This is a genomic window from Sodalis sp. RH19, assembly GCF_047324215.1.
In the GTDB taxonomy this organism is placed as follows: Bacteria; Pseudomonadota; Gammaproteobacteria; order Enterobacterales; family Enterobacteriaceae; genus Acerihabitans.
Map to the genome: position 1 here is coordinate 3342178 of NZ_CP178734.1, position 17003 is coordinate 3359180.

At 56.1% G+C, this 17003-nt stretch carries 15 protein-coding genes, 1 rRNA gene and 1 other annotated feature; of the genes, 5 read left to right on the forward strand and 11 right to left on the reverse strand.

Going from position 1 to position 17003, the window contains the following annotated elements:
* Positions 1-70: 70 nt before the first annotated feature.
* From ACL2XF_RS15210 to rluD, 4 genes are all read right to left on the reverse strand, one after another.
* Positions 71-1613: ribosomal RNA gene (locus ACL2XF_RS15210) — 16S ribosomal RNA — on the reverse strand.
* Positions 1614-2167: 554 nt separating this feature from the next.
* On the reverse strand, positions 2168-4741 hold the full coding sequence (gene clpB / locus ACL2XF_RS15215) for an ATP-dependent chaperone ClpB (RefSeq protein ID WP_410016301.1): 2574 nt from the start codon (positions 4739-4741) through the stop codon (positions 2168-2170).
* Between the two features lie 129 nt (positions 4742-4870).
* Positions 4871-5602, reverse strand: coding sequence for a purine nucleoside phosphorylase YfiH (yfiH, locus tag ACL2XF_RS15220; protein WP_413722189.1), 732 nt, complete (start codon positions 5600-5602; stop codon positions 4871-4873).
* Positions 5603-5604: 2 nt separating this feature from the next.
* On the reverse strand, positions 5605-6579 hold the full coding sequence (gene rluD / locus ACL2XF_RS15225) for a 23S rRNA pseudouridine(1911/1915/1917) synthase RluD (RefSeq protein WP_410016303.1): 975 nt from the start codon (positions 6577-6579) through the stop codon (positions 5605-5607).
* Between the two features lie 130 nt (positions 6580-6709).
* On the opposite strand from rluD, the gene bamD reads away from it, so the two are divergent.
* From bamD to pheA, 4 genes are all read left to right on the forward strand, one after another.
* Positions 6710-7441 (forward strand): outer membrane protein assembly factor BamD, encoded by a 732-nt coding sequence (bamD, locus tag ACL2XF_RS15230; protein ID WP_413727110.1) that lies wholly within the window; start codon positions 6710-6712, stop codon positions 7439-7441.
* 313 nt (positions 7442-7754) lie between these two features.
* A complete protein-coding gene (gene raiA, locus ACL2XF_RS15235; RefSeq protein ID WP_410016305.1) occupies positions 7755-8090 on the forward strand; it encodes a ribosome-associated translation inhibitor RaiA in 336 nt (111 codons plus the stop codon).
* A 154-nt stretch (positions 8091-8244) separates the two neighbouring features.
* Positions 8245-8370 (forward strand) — a sequence feature (Phe leader region).
* Positions 8246-8293 carry a hypothetical protein gene (locus tag ACL2XF_RS15240; protein ID WP_218586196.1) on the forward strand — a complete coding sequence of 16 codons (48 nt, stop codon included), beginning with the start codon at positions 8246-8248 and terminating at the stop codon, positions 8291-8293. Its footprint overlaps the feature before it by 48 nt.
* A gap of 25 nt (positions 8371-8395) precedes the next feature.
* Positions 8396-9553 (forward strand): bifunctional chorismate mutase/prephenate dehydratase, encoded by a 1158-nt coding sequence (gene pheA / locus ACL2XF_RS15245; protein ID WP_413722188.1) that lies wholly within the window; start codon positions 8396-8398, stop codon positions 9551-9553.
* Between the two features lie 67 nt (positions 9554-9620).
* Here pheA and tyrA read toward each other — a convergent pair whose 3' ends face one another.
* The 7 genes from tyrA to ffh all read right to left on the reverse strand — a co-directional run bounded on the left by tyrA (position 9621) and on the right by ffh (position 16027).
* Positions 9621-10742, reverse strand: a complete 1122-nt coding sequence (tyrA, locus tag ACL2XF_RS15250; RefSeq protein WP_410016307.1) for a bifunctional chorismate mutase/prephenate dehydrogenase — start codon at positions 10740-10742, stop codon at positions 9621-9623.
* A 6-nt stretch (positions 10743-10748) separates the two neighbouring features.
* A complete protein-coding gene (locus ACL2XF_RS15255) occupies positions 10749-11825 on the reverse strand; it encodes a 3-deoxy-7-phosphoheptulonate synthase (protein WP_410016308.1) in 1077 nt (358 codons plus the stop codon).
* Positions 11826-12515: 690 nt separating this feature from the next.
* Positions 12516-12866, reverse strand: coding sequence for a 50S ribosomal protein L19 (gene rplS / locus ACL2XF_RS15260; protein ID WP_331123114.1), 351 nt, complete (start codon positions 12864-12866; stop codon positions 12516-12518).
* A 66-nt stretch (positions 12867-12932) separates the two neighbouring features.
* A complete protein-coding gene (trmD, locus tag ACL2XF_RS15265; protein ID WP_410016309.1) occupies positions 12933-13685 on the reverse strand; it encodes a tRNA (guanosine(37)-N1)-methyltransferase TrmD in 753 nt (250 codons plus the stop codon).
* Positions 13686-13725: 40 nt separating this feature from the next.
* Positions 13726-14274, reverse strand: a complete 549-nt coding sequence (gene rimM, locus ACL2XF_RS15270) for a ribosome maturation factor RimM (protein ID WP_410016310.1) — start codon at positions 14272-14274, stop codon at positions 13726-13728.
* 18 nt (positions 14275-14292) lie between these two features.
* Positions 14293-14541 (reverse strand): 30S ribosomal protein S16, encoded by a 249-nt coding sequence (rpsP, locus tag ACL2XF_RS15275; RefSeq protein ID WP_162363866.1) that lies wholly within the window; start codon positions 14539-14541, stop codon positions 14293-14295.
* Between the two features lie 124 nt (positions 14542-14665).
* A complete protein-coding gene (ffh, locus tag ACL2XF_RS15280; RefSeq protein WP_410016311.1) occupies positions 14666-16027 on the reverse strand; it encodes a signal recognition particle protein in 1362 nt (453 codons plus the stop codon).
* Positions 16028-16193: 166 nt separating this feature from the next.
* Here ffh and ACL2XF_RS15285 point away from each other — a divergent pair, with 166 nt between their 5' ends.
* Positions 16194-16985 (forward strand): inner membrane protein YpjD, encoded by a 792-nt coding sequence (locus ACL2XF_RS15285; protein ID WP_410016312.1) that lies wholly within the window; start codon positions 16194-16196, stop codon positions 16983-16985.
* The last annotated feature ends 18 nt before the right edge of the window (positions 16986-17003 follow it).

The window sequence follows — 17003 nt, forward strand, 5'->3', positions numbered from 1 at the left end:
CATACGAGCTGTTTGCTCATTACAGTTATCAGACAATCTGTGTGGACACTTCACATTACGTATCTTTCGGTAAGGAGGTGATCCAACCGCAGGTTCCCCTACGGTTACCTTGTTACGACTTCACCCCAGTCATGAATCACAAAGTGGTAAGCGCCCTCCCGAAGGTTAAGCTACCTACTTCTTTTGCAACCCACTCCCATGGTGTGACGGGCGGTGTGTACAAGGCCCGGGAACGTATTCACCGTGGCATTCTGATCCACGATTACTAGCGATTCCGACTTCATGGAGTCGAGTTGCAGACTCCAATCCGGACTACGACGCACTTTGTGAGGTCCGCTTACTCTCGCGAGTTCGCTTCTCTTTGTATGCGCCATTGTAGCACGTGTGTAGCCCTACTCGTAAGGGCCATGATGACTTGACGTCATCCCCACCTTCCTCCGGTTTGTCACCGGCAGTCTCCTTTGAGTTCCCGACATTACTCGCTGGCAACAAAGGATAAGGGTTGCGCTCGTTGCGGGACTTAACCCAACATTTCACAACACGAGCTGACGACAGCCATGCAGCACCTGTCTCAGAGTTCCCGAAGGCACAACCTCATCTCTGAAGTCTTCTCTGGATGTCAAGAGTAGGTAAGGTTCTTCGCGTTGCATCGAATTAAACCACATGCTCCACCGCTTGTGCGGGCCCCCGTCAATTCATTTGAGTTTTAACCTTGCGGCCGTACTCCCCAGGCGGTCGATTTAACGCGTTAGCTCCGAAAGCCACGGCTCAAGGCCACAACCTTCAAATCGACATCGTTTACAGCGTGGACTACCAGGGTATCTAATCCTGTTTGCTCCCCACGCTTTCGTACCTGAGCGTCAGTCTTCGTCCAGGGGGCCGCCTTCGCCACCGGTATTCCTCCAGATCTCTACGCATTTCACCGCTACACCTGGAATTCTACCCCCCTCTACGAGACTCTAGCCTGCCAGTTTCAAATGCAGTTCCCGGGTTAAGCCCGGGGATTTCACATCTGACTTAACAGACCGCCTGCGTACGCTTTACGCCCAGTAATTCCGATTAACGCTCGCACCCTCCGTATTACCGCGGCTGCTGGCACGGAGTTAGCCGGTGCTTCTTCTGCGGGTAACGTCAATCGACAAGGTTATTAACCTTATCGCCTTCCTCCCCGCTGAAAGTGCTTTACAACCCGAAGGCCTTCTTCACACACGCGGCATGGCTGCATCAGGCTTGCGCCCATTGTGCAATATTCCCCACTGCTGCCTCCCGTAGGAGTCTGGACCGTGTCTCAGTTCCAGTGTGGCTGGTCATCCTCTCAGACCAGCTAGGGATCGTCGCCTAGGTGAGCCATTACCTCACCTACTAGCTAATCCCATCTGGGTTCATCCGATGGCGTGAGGCCCGAAGGTCCCCCACTTTGGTCTTGCGACGTTATGCGGTATTAGCTACCGTTTCCAGTAGTTATCCCCCACCATCAGGCAGATCCCCAGACATTACTCACCCGTCCGCCGCTCGCCGGCAAAGTAGCAAGCTACTTCCCGCTGCCGCTCGACTTGCATGTGTTAGGCCTGCCGCCAGCGTTCAATCTGAGCCATGATCAAACTCTTCAATTAAAAGCTTGATGCTCAAAGATTGTCATACTGTTAATCTTATGAATTACCGTATGTCACTCTTCAAGACTTGGTATTTTTGTGTTTCGATACGGTCTTGTGAGTGCCCACACAGATTGTCTGATAAATTGTTAAAGAGCATGGCCAGCGTGCATTAATCTCACCTGGCGCGGGTTGCGTATATTACGTTTTCCCGCTGAAGAGTCAAGCTTTTATTTGCCCGTACCGGGCGCTTTTCCCTTCCCGACCCGGCATCGCGTTAGCGTTTGTTCCCGGTCAGTGGAGGCGCATTATAGGGACTTTCTCGCAGGTGACAAGGGCTATTTCGAAAAAAAATTTCAAGTGCTCATTATTAGCGCAAAACGTGGGTAAACGGCGTTTTATCCAGCCCGCAGAAGGCGCGGTCAAGCGGCCGGGGCCAAGCCAAGCATCACGGGGACGGTGGCGATCGATACGGATATGAATGCCCGGTGCGACCAAACAGCAGGCCGGACATAGTAAAAAAGCCCCGCCGTGAACACGGCGGGGCTTTTTTGCCAGGTTATTGTGATATGCGGTTATTGCCTGGCCACGATATGGCCGTTTTCCACTTCCAGCCGGATGGGGACGCCCGGGATAAGCGTACCTGACAACATCTGCTGCGACAGCGGGTTTTCTATTTCCTGCTGGATAGCGCGTTTCAGCGGCCGCGCGCCGTATACCGGATCGAACCCCTCCTCGCTGAGCAGCGCCAGCGCCTCGGCGCTCAGCGTCATGCTGTAGCCGCGATCCTCCAGCCGTTTGTACAGACGCTGCAGCTGGATTTGCGCGATTTCAGCGATATGCTCGCGACCCAGGGGATGGAAGACCACCACTTCATCGACCCGGTTAATGAATTCCGGACGGAAATGATGGCTGACCACACCCAGCACCATATCTTTCATTTCCTGATAGTTCATCTGGCCAAACCGCTCCTGGATAATATCGGACCCCAGGTTGGAGGTCATGATCACCACCGTATTGCGGAAATCCACCGTACGCCCCTGACCGTCGGTTAAGCGCCCGTCGTCCAGCACCTGCAGCAGGATATTGAACACATCGGGATGCGCCTTTTCGATTTCATCGAGCAGGATAACCGAATAAGGGCGGCGGCGAACGGCTTCCGTCAGATAACCGCCTTCCTCATAACCGACATATCCCGGAGGCGCGCCCACCAGCCGCGAAACAGAGTGCTTCTCCATAAATTCCGACATGTCGATACGTACCATGGCATCGTCGCTGCTAAACAAGAAGGTCGCCAACGCTTTGCACAGCTCGGTTTTACCCACCCCGGTCGGACCGAGGAACATAAACGAACCGATGGGCCGGTTGGGGTCCGCCAATCCGGCGCGGCTGCGCCTGATGGCGTTGGACACGGCCTCCACCGCCTCGTTCTGGCCGATGACCCGATGGTGCAGTTCCTGTTCCATGCGCACCAGTTTGTCACGTTCGCTTTCCAGCATGCGCGAGACCGGAATACCGGTCCAGCGCGCCAGGACTTCGGCAATCTCGACATCGGTGACCCGGTTGCGCAGCAGGCGCATGGTTTTGCCTTCCGCCTGGGCCGCCGCCGCCAACTGTTTTTCCAGTTCGGGTATCTTACCGTACTGTAATTCGGACATGCGCGCCAAATCCCCTACCCGCCTGGCCTGCTCAATGGAAAGCTTCGCCTGCTCCAGCTCCGCTTTCAGGGACTGGGTACCGGAAAGCGAGGCTTTTTCGGCTTTCCACTCTTCTTCCAGTTCGGAATACTCCCGTTCCTTCTGCGACAGTTCGGCTTCCAGCATCTCCAGCCGTTTGATGCTGGCGTCGTCGGATTCCTTCTTCAGCGCCTGTTGCTCAAGCTTAAGCTGGATAATACGCCGTTCAAGACGGTCCAGCGCCTCCGGTTTGGAATCCATTTGAATACGGATGCTGGAGGCCGCTTCGTCTATCAGGTCGATAGCCTTATCCGGCAGTTGCCGATCGGAAATATAGCGATGGGACAGCGTCGCCGCGGCCACGATGGCCGGGTCGGTGATCTGCACATGGTGATGCAGCTCATAGCGTTCTTTCAGGCCGCGCAGGATGGCGATGGTATCCTCCACGCTCGGTTCGGCGACAAATACTTTCTGGAACCGGCGCTCCAGCGCGGCGTCCTTCTCGATATACTGCCGGTACTCATTGAGCGTAGTGGCGCCGACGCAATGCAGCTCGCCGCGCGCCAGCGCGGGTTTAAGCATATTGCCGGCATCCATCGCCCCGTCGGCTTTACCGGCGCCGACCATGGTATGCAGCTCATCGATAAACAGGATAATGTGGCCTTCCTGTTTCGACAGATCGCTCAGCACCCCTTTCAGGCGTTCCTCGAACTCCCCGCGATATTTTGCCCCGGCCACCAGCGAGCCCATATCCAATGACAGCACCCGGCTGTTTTTCATGCCTTCGGGTACTTCGCCGTTAATGATACGCTGCGCCAGTCCTTCGACGATGGCGGTTTTACCCACCCCCGGCTCGCCGATTAACACCGGATTATTCTTGGTGCGGCGCTGCAGGACCTGGATCGTGCGCCGGATTTCCTCGTCACGGCCGATAACCGGGTCCAGTTTGCCGAGCTCCGCCCGCTCGGTCAGATCGATGGTATATTTTTTTAATGCCTGCCGTTGATCTTCGGCACCTTGATCGTTCACGTTGTCCCCGCCCCGCATTTGCTCGATAGCCTGGGTGATTTTTTCCGTGCTCGCGCCGGCTGATTTGAGCAAATCCGCCAGGGTCCCGCGCGAATCGAGCGCCGCCAGCACGAACAGTTCGGACGAAATAAAACTATCGGCGCGTTTTTGCGCCAGTTTGTCGCACAGGTTCAGTACCCGCACCAGATCCTGGGAAGGCTGCACGTCGCCGCCGGTGCCTTCCACCTGGGGCAGGCGCTCGATGGCTTTTTCAATCTCGGTGCGCAACGGCCCGGGGTTGATGCCCGCGGATTGCAGCAACGGACGCACCGTGCCGCCCTCCTGGTTAAGCAAGGCCTGCATGACGTGAAGCGGTTCGATAAATTGATTGTCGCGCCCAAGCGCTAGTGATTGAGCGTCGGCGAGGGCAAGCTGGAATTTATTGGTAAGACGATCCAAGCGCATAACTCCTCCCATATTGGTCAAAATTGCTACTGGAGATTAAATAAGGTCGTTTATTTAAAATTCAAGGATATTTCGCCAAATAAGTGGGAGATACCGCTTATCCGCCATGGACCGTCTTGGTGAAAGAGATTATATCAGCCAGACCAAAGTTGCCATACGTCCAGTGACACCATCGCGCCGATAGGAGAAATATGATGCTGCCTGGGTCACAGTACAGCGATCCCCGCCATAGATCTGGCCAACGCCGGCGGCGCGCAGCCGCAATCGGGCCAGGTGATAGATATCGGCGAGATATTTATCGCCATGGGGAAGAAAAGCGTCCGCGGCCTGCGGATCCCGGTCAACAAACGCCGCCTTAACCTCAGCGCCGACCTCAAACGAGGCCGGGCCGATGGCCGGTCCAAGCCAGGCCATGATCGAACCGGCGTCGGCATGGAATCCCGCCAGCGTATTTTCCAGGATGCCGGCGCATAAGCCCCGCCAGCCCGCATGGGCGGCGGCCACCTCCGTGCCGGCGCGATCGCAGAACAGCACCGGCAGACAATCAGCGGTCATGATCGCGCAGACCTGCCCGATCTCGCGGGTATAGGCCGCATCGGCCTGGTTAAGCGCCGGCGCGTCCCCGGTCAGCGTAGCGACGTCGGTGCCATGGACCTGTTGCAGCCAGCGCGGCGCGGCGGGCAGTCCCGCCAGCGCAATCAGCCGTTGCCGGTTTTCCGCCACCGCGTCCGCATCGTCGCCGACATGATCGCCCAGGTTAAGCGAGTCGTAGGGCGGATGGCTTACCCCGCCACGGCGGGTGGTGGAACAGGCGCGCACGTTGGCGGGCGCGGGCCAGTCGGGGACGATCGGCCGGCTCATGGTTATTCCATCTGCTCGTTGGCCATCGCGACGTCCGCCTGCATCGCGGCGATCAAATCCACCATATCCTGCGGCAGCGGCGCATGCCATTCCATTTCAATGGAGGTGATGGGATGATACAGGCGCAACATGGTGGCATGGAGCGCCTGGCGATCGAAGCCGCGCAGCAGTGCGACAAAGGCGTCGGAGGCGCCTTTGGGCGGACGCGGCCGGCCGCCGTATAAAGGGTCGCCCACCAGAGGATGGTTGATATGCGCCATATGCACCCGGATCTGATGGGTGCGGCCGGTTTCCAGCCGCAGCCGCAGACGGGTATGCACACGGAAATGCTCCATGATGCGATAATGGGTGACCGCGGGTTTGCCCATCGGGCTCACCGCCATATGGGTACGCTTGCTGGGATGGCGGGAAATCGGCTGCTCTACCGTGCCGCCGGCGGTCATATTGCCGATGGCCACCGCTTCATATTCACGGGTAATTTCCCGCGCCTGCAGGGATTCCACCAGCCGGGTCTGCGCCGGAACCGTCTTGGCGACCACCATCAGCCCGGTGGTATCCTTATCCAGGCGATGGACGATGCCGGCCCGGGGAACTTCGGCAATCGGCGGAAAATAATGCAGCAACGCGTTCAGGATAGTGCCGTCGGCATTGCCGGCGCCGGGATGCACCACCAAATCGCGGGGTTTATTCAGCACCATGATATCGTCGTCTTCATAGACGATATTCAGGGCGATATCCTGGGCCGCCCAGCGCGTGTCCTCTTCAAGAACCGCATTGATTTCAATGTTTTCTCCTCCCAGCACCTTTTCTTTCGGCGTTGGGAGCACGATCCCGTTAACCTGGACCAGTCCATCCAGAATCCAGACTTTTATGCGCGATCGGGAATAATCAGGGAACATTTCGGCCAAAGCCTGATCTAATCGTTGCCCGAGTTGTGATTCATTCACCACACCGGTGAGTAGTAGTTGTTGTGCCATATGCAGCTTCTTCGTTATCAAAGGGTTTTCACGGCAATGCCGTTTAGAATAATATGCTATTGTAGCTGGTCTCATTCGGGAGCTTAACGGACAGTCTCCCGGAATAACACTCGAGGATAAGCAAAACGTCATGATGCGTATGAAATATCTGGTGGCAGCAGCCACATTGAGCCTGATGCTGGTCGGTTGCTCCAGTTCCAAGGATCCCGTTCCGGATAATCCGCCCGCCGAGATTTATGCTTCCGCACAGCTCAAATTGCAGGACGGCAACTATAAGGGAGCCATCAGGGAACTGGAAGCACTGGATAACCGCTATCCGTTCGGTCCCTATGCGCAGCAGGTTCAGCTTGACTTGATTTATGCCTATTATAAATCGGCGGATCTCACTTTAGCCCAAGCCTCGATCGATCGCTTTCTGCGCCTGAATCCGACGCATCCAAACGTCGACTATGTCCTCTACATGCGTGGCCTGACAGATATGGCGCTGGACGACAGCGCATTGCAAGGGTTCTTCGGCGTGGATCGTTCCGACCGCGACCCGGAGCATGCCCGCGCGGCCTATCGTGATTTTACGCAACTGGTTCGCGGCTATCCGAACAGTCAGTATGCCACGGATGCCGGCAAACGTCTGGTTTATCTGAAGGATCGCCTGGCCAAGTATGAGCTGGCCGTCGTACAGTTTTACACCAAACGCGGCGCCTATGTCGCGGTGGTCAACCGGGTCGAGCAGATGCTGCGTGATGTCCCCGACGCCCAGGCCACACGCGACGCGCTGCCTTTGATGCAAAATGCTTACCGGCAGTTGCAGCTTCAGGGACAGGCCGACAAAGTGGCAAAAGTCATCAGCGCCAATCCAGCCTGATTACCGGCGCGCGCCGACAACGAAATCCCGGTAGCTTCGGCTACCGTTTTTTTTGGTCAGGACGGGGCATTAAAAAGGAAATTGGGGAGGGCTTGGGCGGGATAAATCGACAGGACGCCACCTGACTTATCCATTCGATAATGCCCCATTCATCCGCAACACTCAAGCCTCGCGCCCGCTTTAGCGCGAGGGTGTCACAAAACCTGTGATCGCCCGCTCAACCCCGAAAAATAAGTGACATAAATCACACTTTCCCGTCATTCTGGGGGTATGCTTAAATTACGTAGACGGAAATAGGTAGAGAGGTAGTGATATGATTATCAATATTACCAGTAAGCAAATGGATATTACTCCGGCCATTCGTCAACATGCGGAAGAACGCCTGGCTAAACTGGCTAAATGGCAGACCCAACTGATAAATCCTCATATAATCCTCTCCAAGCAACCTCAGGGATTTGTGGCCGATGCCACCCTCAATACGCCTAACGGGCAATTAGTCGCCAGCGCCAGCAACCAGGACATGTATGCTGCCATCAACGAACTGATTACCAAGCTGGAACGCCAGCTCAATAAGGTACAGCATAAGGGCGAAGCCCGCCGCGCCGCGGAATGCGTCAAGACCGCCGCGACAAACATTGTCGAAGAATAACCGCATGCCGGCCGGGCGATGATCCCATCCCGGCAGCGGGCAGGCATGGATAGCCGATACAACGATCATAACGCGCCTTAATGGCGCGTTTTATATTGACAGAATGAAAAGCCAGCGGTTACTGTAAGCCTCCGGATAACTACAAAGTCGATACCATGCATACCACACCGTTTTTCTTCGCCTTCTTTTTTATCTTCCCCTGAACGGGAGGCCGTCGTCCTATGAGAAAGAATACGAAGACGAACAAAAAAGCCTCCTGAAAACAGGAGGCTTTTTTTATGACCGATTGAAAGGTAGCTAACAACATGAGCGACAACCCATTATTGGCACTGCGCGAACGCATCAGCGCGCTGGATTTAAAGCTGTTATCACTGCTGGCGGAAAGACGCGGGCTGGCGCTCGACGTGGCGCGCAGCAAATTAACCACCCACCGTCCCATCCGCGATAAGGAACGTGAACGGATGCTGCTGGAACACCTGGTCACGGAAGGCAAAAAACTCAATCTCGACGGATTTTATATTACGCGGCTGTTTCAGCTGATTATCGAAGATTCCGTGCTGACCCAGCAGGCACTGTTGCAATCCAACCTGAACCAAACCCTGGAGCGCTCGGCACGCATCGCTTTTTTGGGGCCGAAAGGCTCTTATTCACATCTGGCCGCGCGGCAATACGGCGCACGCTATTTTGATCAGGTGGTGGAATGCGGTTGCCAGAAGTTTCCCGACATCATCCAGATGGTGGAGACCGGCCAGGCCGATTATGGCGTGCTGCCCATTGAAAACAGCAGCTCAGGATCCATTAACGACGTCTACGACCTGCTGCAACATACCCATCTCTCCTTGGTGGGGGAACTGACCAATCCCATCGATCACTGTATGCTGGTCACCGGCGAGAGCAGTCTCGACCAAATAGAGGTGGTGTATAGCCATCCGCAGCCGTTCCAGCAGTGCAGCCAGTTTATCAGCCGCTATCCGCAGTGGAAGATTGAGTATTGCGAAAGCACCGCCGCCGCCATGGAAAAAGTGGCGGCGCTGCGCTCCCCGCATGCGGCGGCGCTCGGCAGCGGCCCTGGCGGCGCGTTGTACGGCCTGCAGGTGCTGGAACACAATCTGGCCAATCAACAGCAAAATTTCACCCGCTTTATTGTGCTGGCGCGCAAGGCGATTGACGTGTCCGAGCAGGTACCGGCCAAGACCACCCTGATTATGGCCACCGGCCAGCAGTCCGGCGCGCTGGTGGAGGCGCTGCTGGTGCTGCGCGATCAGGGTATTGTGATGACGCGGCTGGAGTCGCGGCCCATTCACGGCAATCCGCGCGAAGAGATGTTTTATATCGACGTACAGGCTAATTTACGCGGCGCGGCGATGCAAAAGGCGTTGATCGGGCTACAGGCCATCACCCGGTCGCTGAAAGTGCTGGGTTGCTACCCGTCGGAAAACGTGGTGCCGGTCGATCCACAATAAATCGCGCGCTCACTGGCGCTGGCATGAAACGGGCCATATCACATGGCCCTGCGTTGGTTGAACCCGGCTATTTGCGGATATCATTGGCCTGGCGCAGCAGCAAGCGACTTTCCTCCAGAAAGCTTTGGGCGTAGCGGCCGAACCAATGCTCTATCTTTTTAAAGCGGGCGATAAACGCCTGTTTATCCCCTTGCTCCAGCAAGGAAATGGCCTCGCCGAAGCGCTGGTAATAACGCTTAATCAGCGCCAGGTTACTTTCCGAGGACATAATAATGTCCGCATACAATTGCGGATCCTGGGCAAATAAGCGTCCAATCATCGCAAGCTCCAGGCGGTATATCGGCGACGACAAGGCCAGCAGCTGTTCCAGCTCGACATTCTCTTCCGCCAGGTGCATGCCATAAGCAAAGGTGGCGAAATGGCGCAGCGCCTGGATAAACGCCATATTCTGGTCGTGCTCCACGGCGCTGGTGCGGTGCAGCCGGGCGCCCCATACCTGGATTTGTTCCAGCAGCCATTGATAGGCCTCAGGCTGCCGGCCATCGCAATAGACTACCACCTGCTTGGCCAGGCTGCCGCTGTCGGGACCGAACATCGGATGCAGTCCCAAAACCGGCCCGTTATGGGCGGCCAGCATCGCTTGTAGCGGTGCGTTTTTTATCGACGCCAGATCCAGCAGGATACAGTCCTCCGGCAACGGCGGCAGGCGCTCAATGACCTCGACCGTCAGGTGGATTGGCACACTGACGATCACCATGCCCGCGTCCGCCAACAGTTCCGATGCCCGCGCCCAGTCATCCTGTTCCAGGATCCTGACCTGGTAACCGGAGAGCTGCAGCATTTTTTTAAACAGCCCGCCCATCTGGCCGCCGCCGCCGACAATCACCACCGGTCGCAGCTGCGGACAAAGCGATTTGAAACCCTTATCGTTTTCGCTGGAATAGGATTCGCGCATCACGCGTCTTAGCACATCCTCGATCAAATCAGGCGGCACACCCTGCGCCGCCGCCTCTTGCCGGCGCGACGCCAGCATGGCCGCCTCGCGATCGGGGGCATAAATCGGCAGACCGTAACGGCTTTTCACCTCGCCCACCTCGGCCACCAGCTGCAGCCGCCGGGCCAGCAAAGCTAATAAGGACTTATCCACTTCATCAATCTGATCCCGTAACGCGTTAAGCTCCGCTACCATACGCTCTTATTCTCCCGCCAGCCGTCCCGCCAGGACGCCGCGCAGTTCATTGTGCAGTTGTCGTAACAGTGTATCGGTACTTTGCCAATTGATACAGGCGTCCGTTACCGATACGCCATAGCGCATAGCGGCTCGGGGCTGCTCGGAGGACTGGTTGCCTTCGTGTATATGGCTTTCCAGCATCAGGCCGATAATGGAACGGTTTCCCGCCTTGATTTGCGCCAGCGCCGATTGCGCCACCTCGCCCTGGCGACGATAATCTTTATTGGAATTGCCATGGCTGCAATCAATCATCAGCGCCGCGTTAAGACCGGCCTTGGCCATCTGCTGTTCACAGTCGGCAATGTCGGCGGCATGGTAATTGGGCTGCTTGCCGCCGCGCAAAATGACGTGCCCGTCAGGATTACCGCGGGTTTGCAGTAGCGCTACCTGCCCCGCCTGGTTGATGCCCACAAAGCGGTGCGGCATGGCGGCGGCGCGCATGGCATTGATGGCGGTCGCCAGGCTGCCGTCGGTGCCGTTTTTAAAACCGACCGGCATCGACAGGCCGGAGGCCATTTCACGATGGGTCTGGGACTCGGTGGTGCGCGCGCCGATGGCGGACCAGCTGAACAGATCGCCAAGATACTGCGGGCTGTTCGGATCCAGCGCCTCGGTGGCCAGCGGCAGGCCCATGCGCACCAAATCCAGCAGCAGGCCGCGGGCAATTTTCAGGCCGGCCTCCACGTCGAAGGAGTTGTCCATGTACGGGTCGTTAATCAGGCCCTTCCAGCCCACGGTGGTGCGGGGTTTTTCAAAATAGACGCGCATAACGATATACAGCTGATCGCTCAGCTCCGCCGACAGTTCCGTCAGCCGCCGGGCATAGTCCAGCGCCGAATCCAGGTCATGGATGGAACAGGGGCCGCATACCACCAGCAGCCGGGGATCGCGGCCGTGGATAATATCGGCAATGGTTTGCCGCGCCGCGGCGATAGCCTGCTGCTCGGCATCGGTTAAAGGGAACTGCCGTTTTAGTTCTTCCGGCGTTATCATCACTTGTTCATCAAGGATATGAACATTATTGAGCGCGTCTTTTTGCATGAGAGAAGTCCTGACCAGAGGTTATTGCCGCGGGTCGCAAAAGCGTATTCCCGCTGCGTATGGGCTATACCATACCATGCTCCGTAAAGTTTTCAATCCATATGTGTAAATATTATGGTACCAATCGTATTCCTTTTTAGCATCCGCGTAAACGGGGCGATACCGCGCGAACACCGCCCTACCCCATCAAACAAAAATCCTTTATTTACAATATATTATAACAAATTTACCGCATAGGGTGATTTTACCCATCCTGTATGTGGACGTAAACTTCAGGCTAAAATCATTTTAATGTAAATATATATTTACGATAAACCCATTGAACAACGTGCCGCCGCGCACGCCGCAAAGTCAGATCGGAACCGGTGATCACCTTCGGCCACTCCCTTTAATCAGCTTTCGCCATCCGCTGCAAAACAGGAGTATTCCCGATAGCGCCGAAGGAATGTCTATCGTGCGCTAACGATATGGCGGGGTGAGGGTCCGGCAGCGCGCAAATCGACCCTGTCGATTGCCTGAGAGGCCTTAGCGCGGGACAGTGAAAACAGCGCAGACGAGGATTACAGGTCGCTGGATCACGTAATGAACCAATACAGAAATTTTTTGCAGGGTAAGGTAAAAAAGAGAAAAAAGGCCGGCCTACCGGCCGGCCTTTGATAACTAAATGCTTTCGGATGTTGCGAAAGCGTACTAGGCGTTAAGACGTTCTTTGATACGCGCAGACTTACCAGTACGTTCACGCAGGTAATACAGTTTGGCCTGACGCACGGCGCCACGGCGTTTAACCGTGATGCTGTCGATAACCGGTGAATGAGTCTGGAACACACGCTCAACACCTTCGCCATTGGAAATTTTGCGAACAGTGAATGCAGAATGCAGACCGCGGTTACGAATAGCGATAACCACGCCCTCGAATGCCTGCAGACGTTTTTTGCTGCCTTCAACAACCCATACCTTCACTTCCACGGAATCACCCGGACGGAATGCAGGTACGTCCTGCTTCATCTGTTCTTCTTCAATCTGTTTAATAATGTTGCTCATAATAGGTCTCTTACCCTAGGTAAACTGAGTGTTCGGGCTGTCAGCAACAAGGCTGGCATACCCCTATTAGTTTTGTCGCTCGGGCTGATATTCCCGTTGGAACTCAGCCAGCAACTTTGCTTGCTCGTCAGTCAGAGCTAGGCTTTCCAGAAGTTCAGGTCTTCTAAGCCAGGTACGGCCCAGTGACTGTTTCAAACGCCAGCGGCGTATCTGCGCATGGTTGCCCGACAGTAACACCGGCGGAACCTCCATGCCTGCCAACTCTTCGGGACGGGTATAGTGCGGACAGTCCAGCAAGCCCTCGGCGAAGGAGTCCTCCGCCGCCGAGGCCTCATGACCCAATACCCCCGGAATAAACCGGGAGACGGAATCAATCAGCGCCATGGCCGCCAATTCACCGCCGCTGAGCACATAATCACCGATTGACCATTCTTCATCAATTTCGGTGGCTATCAGCCGCTCGTCTATACCTTCATAACGGCCGCACACCAGAATCATCTTCGGGTTGGCGGCCAGCTCGCTCACACCTTGCTGATCGAGCTTACGTCCCTGCGGGGAAAGATAAATAACCTTCGCCCCGGCGCCTGCTTGTTTTTTTGCCTCGTGAATCGCGTCCCGCAAGGGCTGCACCATCATCAGCATGCCCGGTCCGCCGCCATACGGGCGTTCGTCCACGGTACGATGCCTGTCGTGCGTGAAATCACGCGGACTCCAGCACTGCATACTCAGCAGGCCGTTTTTCACTGCCCGGCCAGTTACCCCGTAATCAGTGATGGCGCGAAACATTTCGGGAAACAGGCTGATAACACCAATCCACATAACGCCGTTCCACCCATTATCACTGTTTTACCACCGGGGCTCAAAAACTTGGATCCCAATCGACCTCAATCACATGAGCGCCGAGATCCACCTTTTTGATAACCTGTCCGTCGAGGAACGGAATCAACCGCTCCTGGATACCGAAGGCATCTTTCAGGTTGGCTTTTACCACCATGACATCGTTAGAGCCGGTTTCCATCATATCAATGACGCCGCCCAGCTCGTAGCCCGCAGTGGTTACTACCCGGCAACCCGTAAGGTCTTTCCAGTAATAATCACCCGCGTCCAGAGCCGGCAGCTGCGTTGAATCCACGACGATTTCACAGTTCGTCAGCAGAGACGCCGCTTCCCGGTCTTCCATGCCTTTGACCTTGATGATCAAATCCTGACTGTGGCGCTTCCAGCCTTCCAGCTCGATACACTGCCACTCACCCGCCCGTTTGATAAACCAGGGCTGGTAATCAAAAATGCTTTCGGATTCTTCAGTGGAAGAAAACACTCTGAGCCAACCGCGAATGCCATACGTCGATCCCATTTTGCCCACGATAATGGGGTTGGTGGGAATTGCGGTACGGATTTGTTTGCTCATAGCCGCCACCGAGATCCTTTAAGCCGCTTTCTTCGCGTCTTTGATAAGACCAGAAACGCGTTCTGAAACGGTGGCGCCCTGGCCGACCCAATGCTCGATGCGATCCAGGTCTAAACGCAGGCCTTCAGCCTGACCGGAAGCGATCGGGTTGTAGAAGCCAATACGTTCAATAAAGCGACCATCACGCGCATTGCGGCTGTCAGTCACGACGATTTGATAAAACGGGCGTTTTTTTGCGCCGCCACGTGCCAAACGAATTGTTACCATAACATCCTCTTTAGTTAATAAAACAACCGGGCCCCATCGAGGAACGGGGCCCAGTTGCCATTTAAAGCAGTAGTATAAAAAGCTCCGAAATTCTACGCGTTTTGGGGCAAAAAGCAATCGATAGTTAACGCCCGGTGAATCCCGGCGGCATCATGCCTTTCATGCCGCGCAGCATTTTCGCCATTCCGCCCTTCTTCATCTTTTTCATCATACGCTGCATATCGTCGAACTGCTTGAGCATGCGGTTTACGTCCTGCACCTGCAAACCACAGCCGGTGGCGATACGGCGTTTACGCGACCCTTTGATAATCTCAGGCTGCGCGCGCTCCTTGAACGTCATGGAATTGATGATAGCCTCCATGCGCACCAGGACGCTGTCGTCCATTTGCGATTTAACATTGGCCGGCAGTTGGCCGGCGCCGGGCAGCTTGCTCATCATGCTGGCCATGCCGCCCATACTGCGCATTTGCTTAAGCTGGTCGAGAAAATCGGTTAAATCGAAACCATCGCCCTTTTTCAGCTTATTAGCCAGCTTTTCAGCCTGGACGCGGTCGACCTTGCTTTCGATATCCTCGATTAACGACAGTACGTCGCCCATGCCCAGGATCCGTCCGGCGATGCGTTCCGGGTAGAATGGCTCCAGGGCGTCGGTTTTTTCCCCCACGCCCATGAATTTAATCGGTTTGCCGGTGATATGGCGAATGGACAACGCCGCCCCGCCGCGCGCGTCGCCGTCGACCTTGGTCAGAATCACGCCGGTGAGGGGCAGCGCCTCGTTAAACGCCTTGGCGGTATTGGCGGCGTCCTGGCCGGTCATGGCGTCGACGACGAACAGCGTCTCCACCGGCACCACGGCCGCGTGGATCTGCTTGATCTCGTCCATCATGGCTTCATCGACGTGCAAACGGCCGGCGGTATCCACCAGCAACACGTCGTAGAATTTCAGCTTTGCCTGCTGCAACGCCTGCTTGACGATATCAATGGGCCGTTGGCCGGCATCGGACGGGAAAAAATCCACGCCCACCGTCTCAGCCAGGGTTTCCAGCTGTTTGATGGCCGCCGGCCGATAAACGTCGGCGGACACCACCAGCACTTTTTTCTTATGCTTTTCGCGCAGGTATTTGCCAAGCTTGGCGACGCTTGTGGTTTTACCGGCCCCTTGCAGGCCCGCCATCAGCACCACCGCCGGCGGTTGAGCCGCCAGGTTGAGCTCGCTGTTTTCCTCGCCCATCGCGCTGACCAGCTCGGTACGTACGATTTTGACGAATTCCTGGCCCGGCGTCAGGCTTTTATTGACTTCCTGGCCGACCGCGCGCTCTTTTACCCGATTGATAAAATCACGCACCACGGGCAGAGCCACGTCGGCTTCGAGCAGCGCCAGGCGCACCTCGCGCAGGGTATCTTTAATGTTCTCTTCTGTCAGGCGGCCCCGGCCGCTGATATTGCGCAACGAGCGCGATAATCTGTCGGATAAATTTTCAAACATCGTTCTTTACTCAACCTGGAGTCCGGCCGCTTGTGCGACATTATTGCCGGCGAGTATAACACGAAGCAGCGGCAGATCGCTGCCCCGCGACGAGAACGTTTGGTGCGGGACGCCGCTGAGGCTATACTGGTCGCCTCTTTATTCCTTGCCAAAGCCTATTTGCGATATGTCCTGGATTGCCCTACTGGCTTTTGTTGCCTACGCCGTAAGTCTCGGCCTGATCCTGCCCACCGTTTTGCGCAGGAACGACGCCTATCGCCGCCTGGCGCTGCTGTCCGCCGCGGTGGCGCTGATTTGCCACGCCTGCACGTTGTATTTGCGTATATTCGGCGTTCATGCCGGCCAGAACCTGAGCCTGCTGAATATCGGCTCCCTGGTGAGCCTGCTGATAGCCATTGTCATGACCATCGTCGCCGCGCGTAACCGCGGCTGGTTTCTGCTGCCGGTGGTGTATATTTTCGCCATGATTCATTTGGCCGCCTCCACCCTGATGCCCGGCGAATTTATCACCCATCTCGAGGCCACCCCGGGGCTGCTGATCCATATCGGCCTGGCGCTGTTTTCTTATGCGGTGCTGATCATCGCCGCTTTATACGCCTTCCAGCTGGCCTGGCTGGATCATCTGCTCAAGACAAAACGGCTGACATTCAGCGCCGATATGCCGCCGCTGATGGGCATTGAGCGCAAGATGTTCCATATTACCCAGGTCGGGGTGGTGCTGCTTACGCTGACCCTGAGCACCGGCCTGCTGTATATGCAAAATATGTTCAGCGGTGAGAATCTGCATAAAGCAGTGCTCTCCTTCGTCGCCTGGTTGGTCTATATTGTTTTATTGTGGGGCCATTATCGTAAAGGCTGGCGCGGGCGCCGCGTGGTATGGCTGAGTTTGGTCGGCGTGCTGTTGCTGACCCTGGCCTATTTCGGCAGCCGCATTTGGCAGAATATTCTGGCCGGCTAGCGAGAAGTCAACGACCAC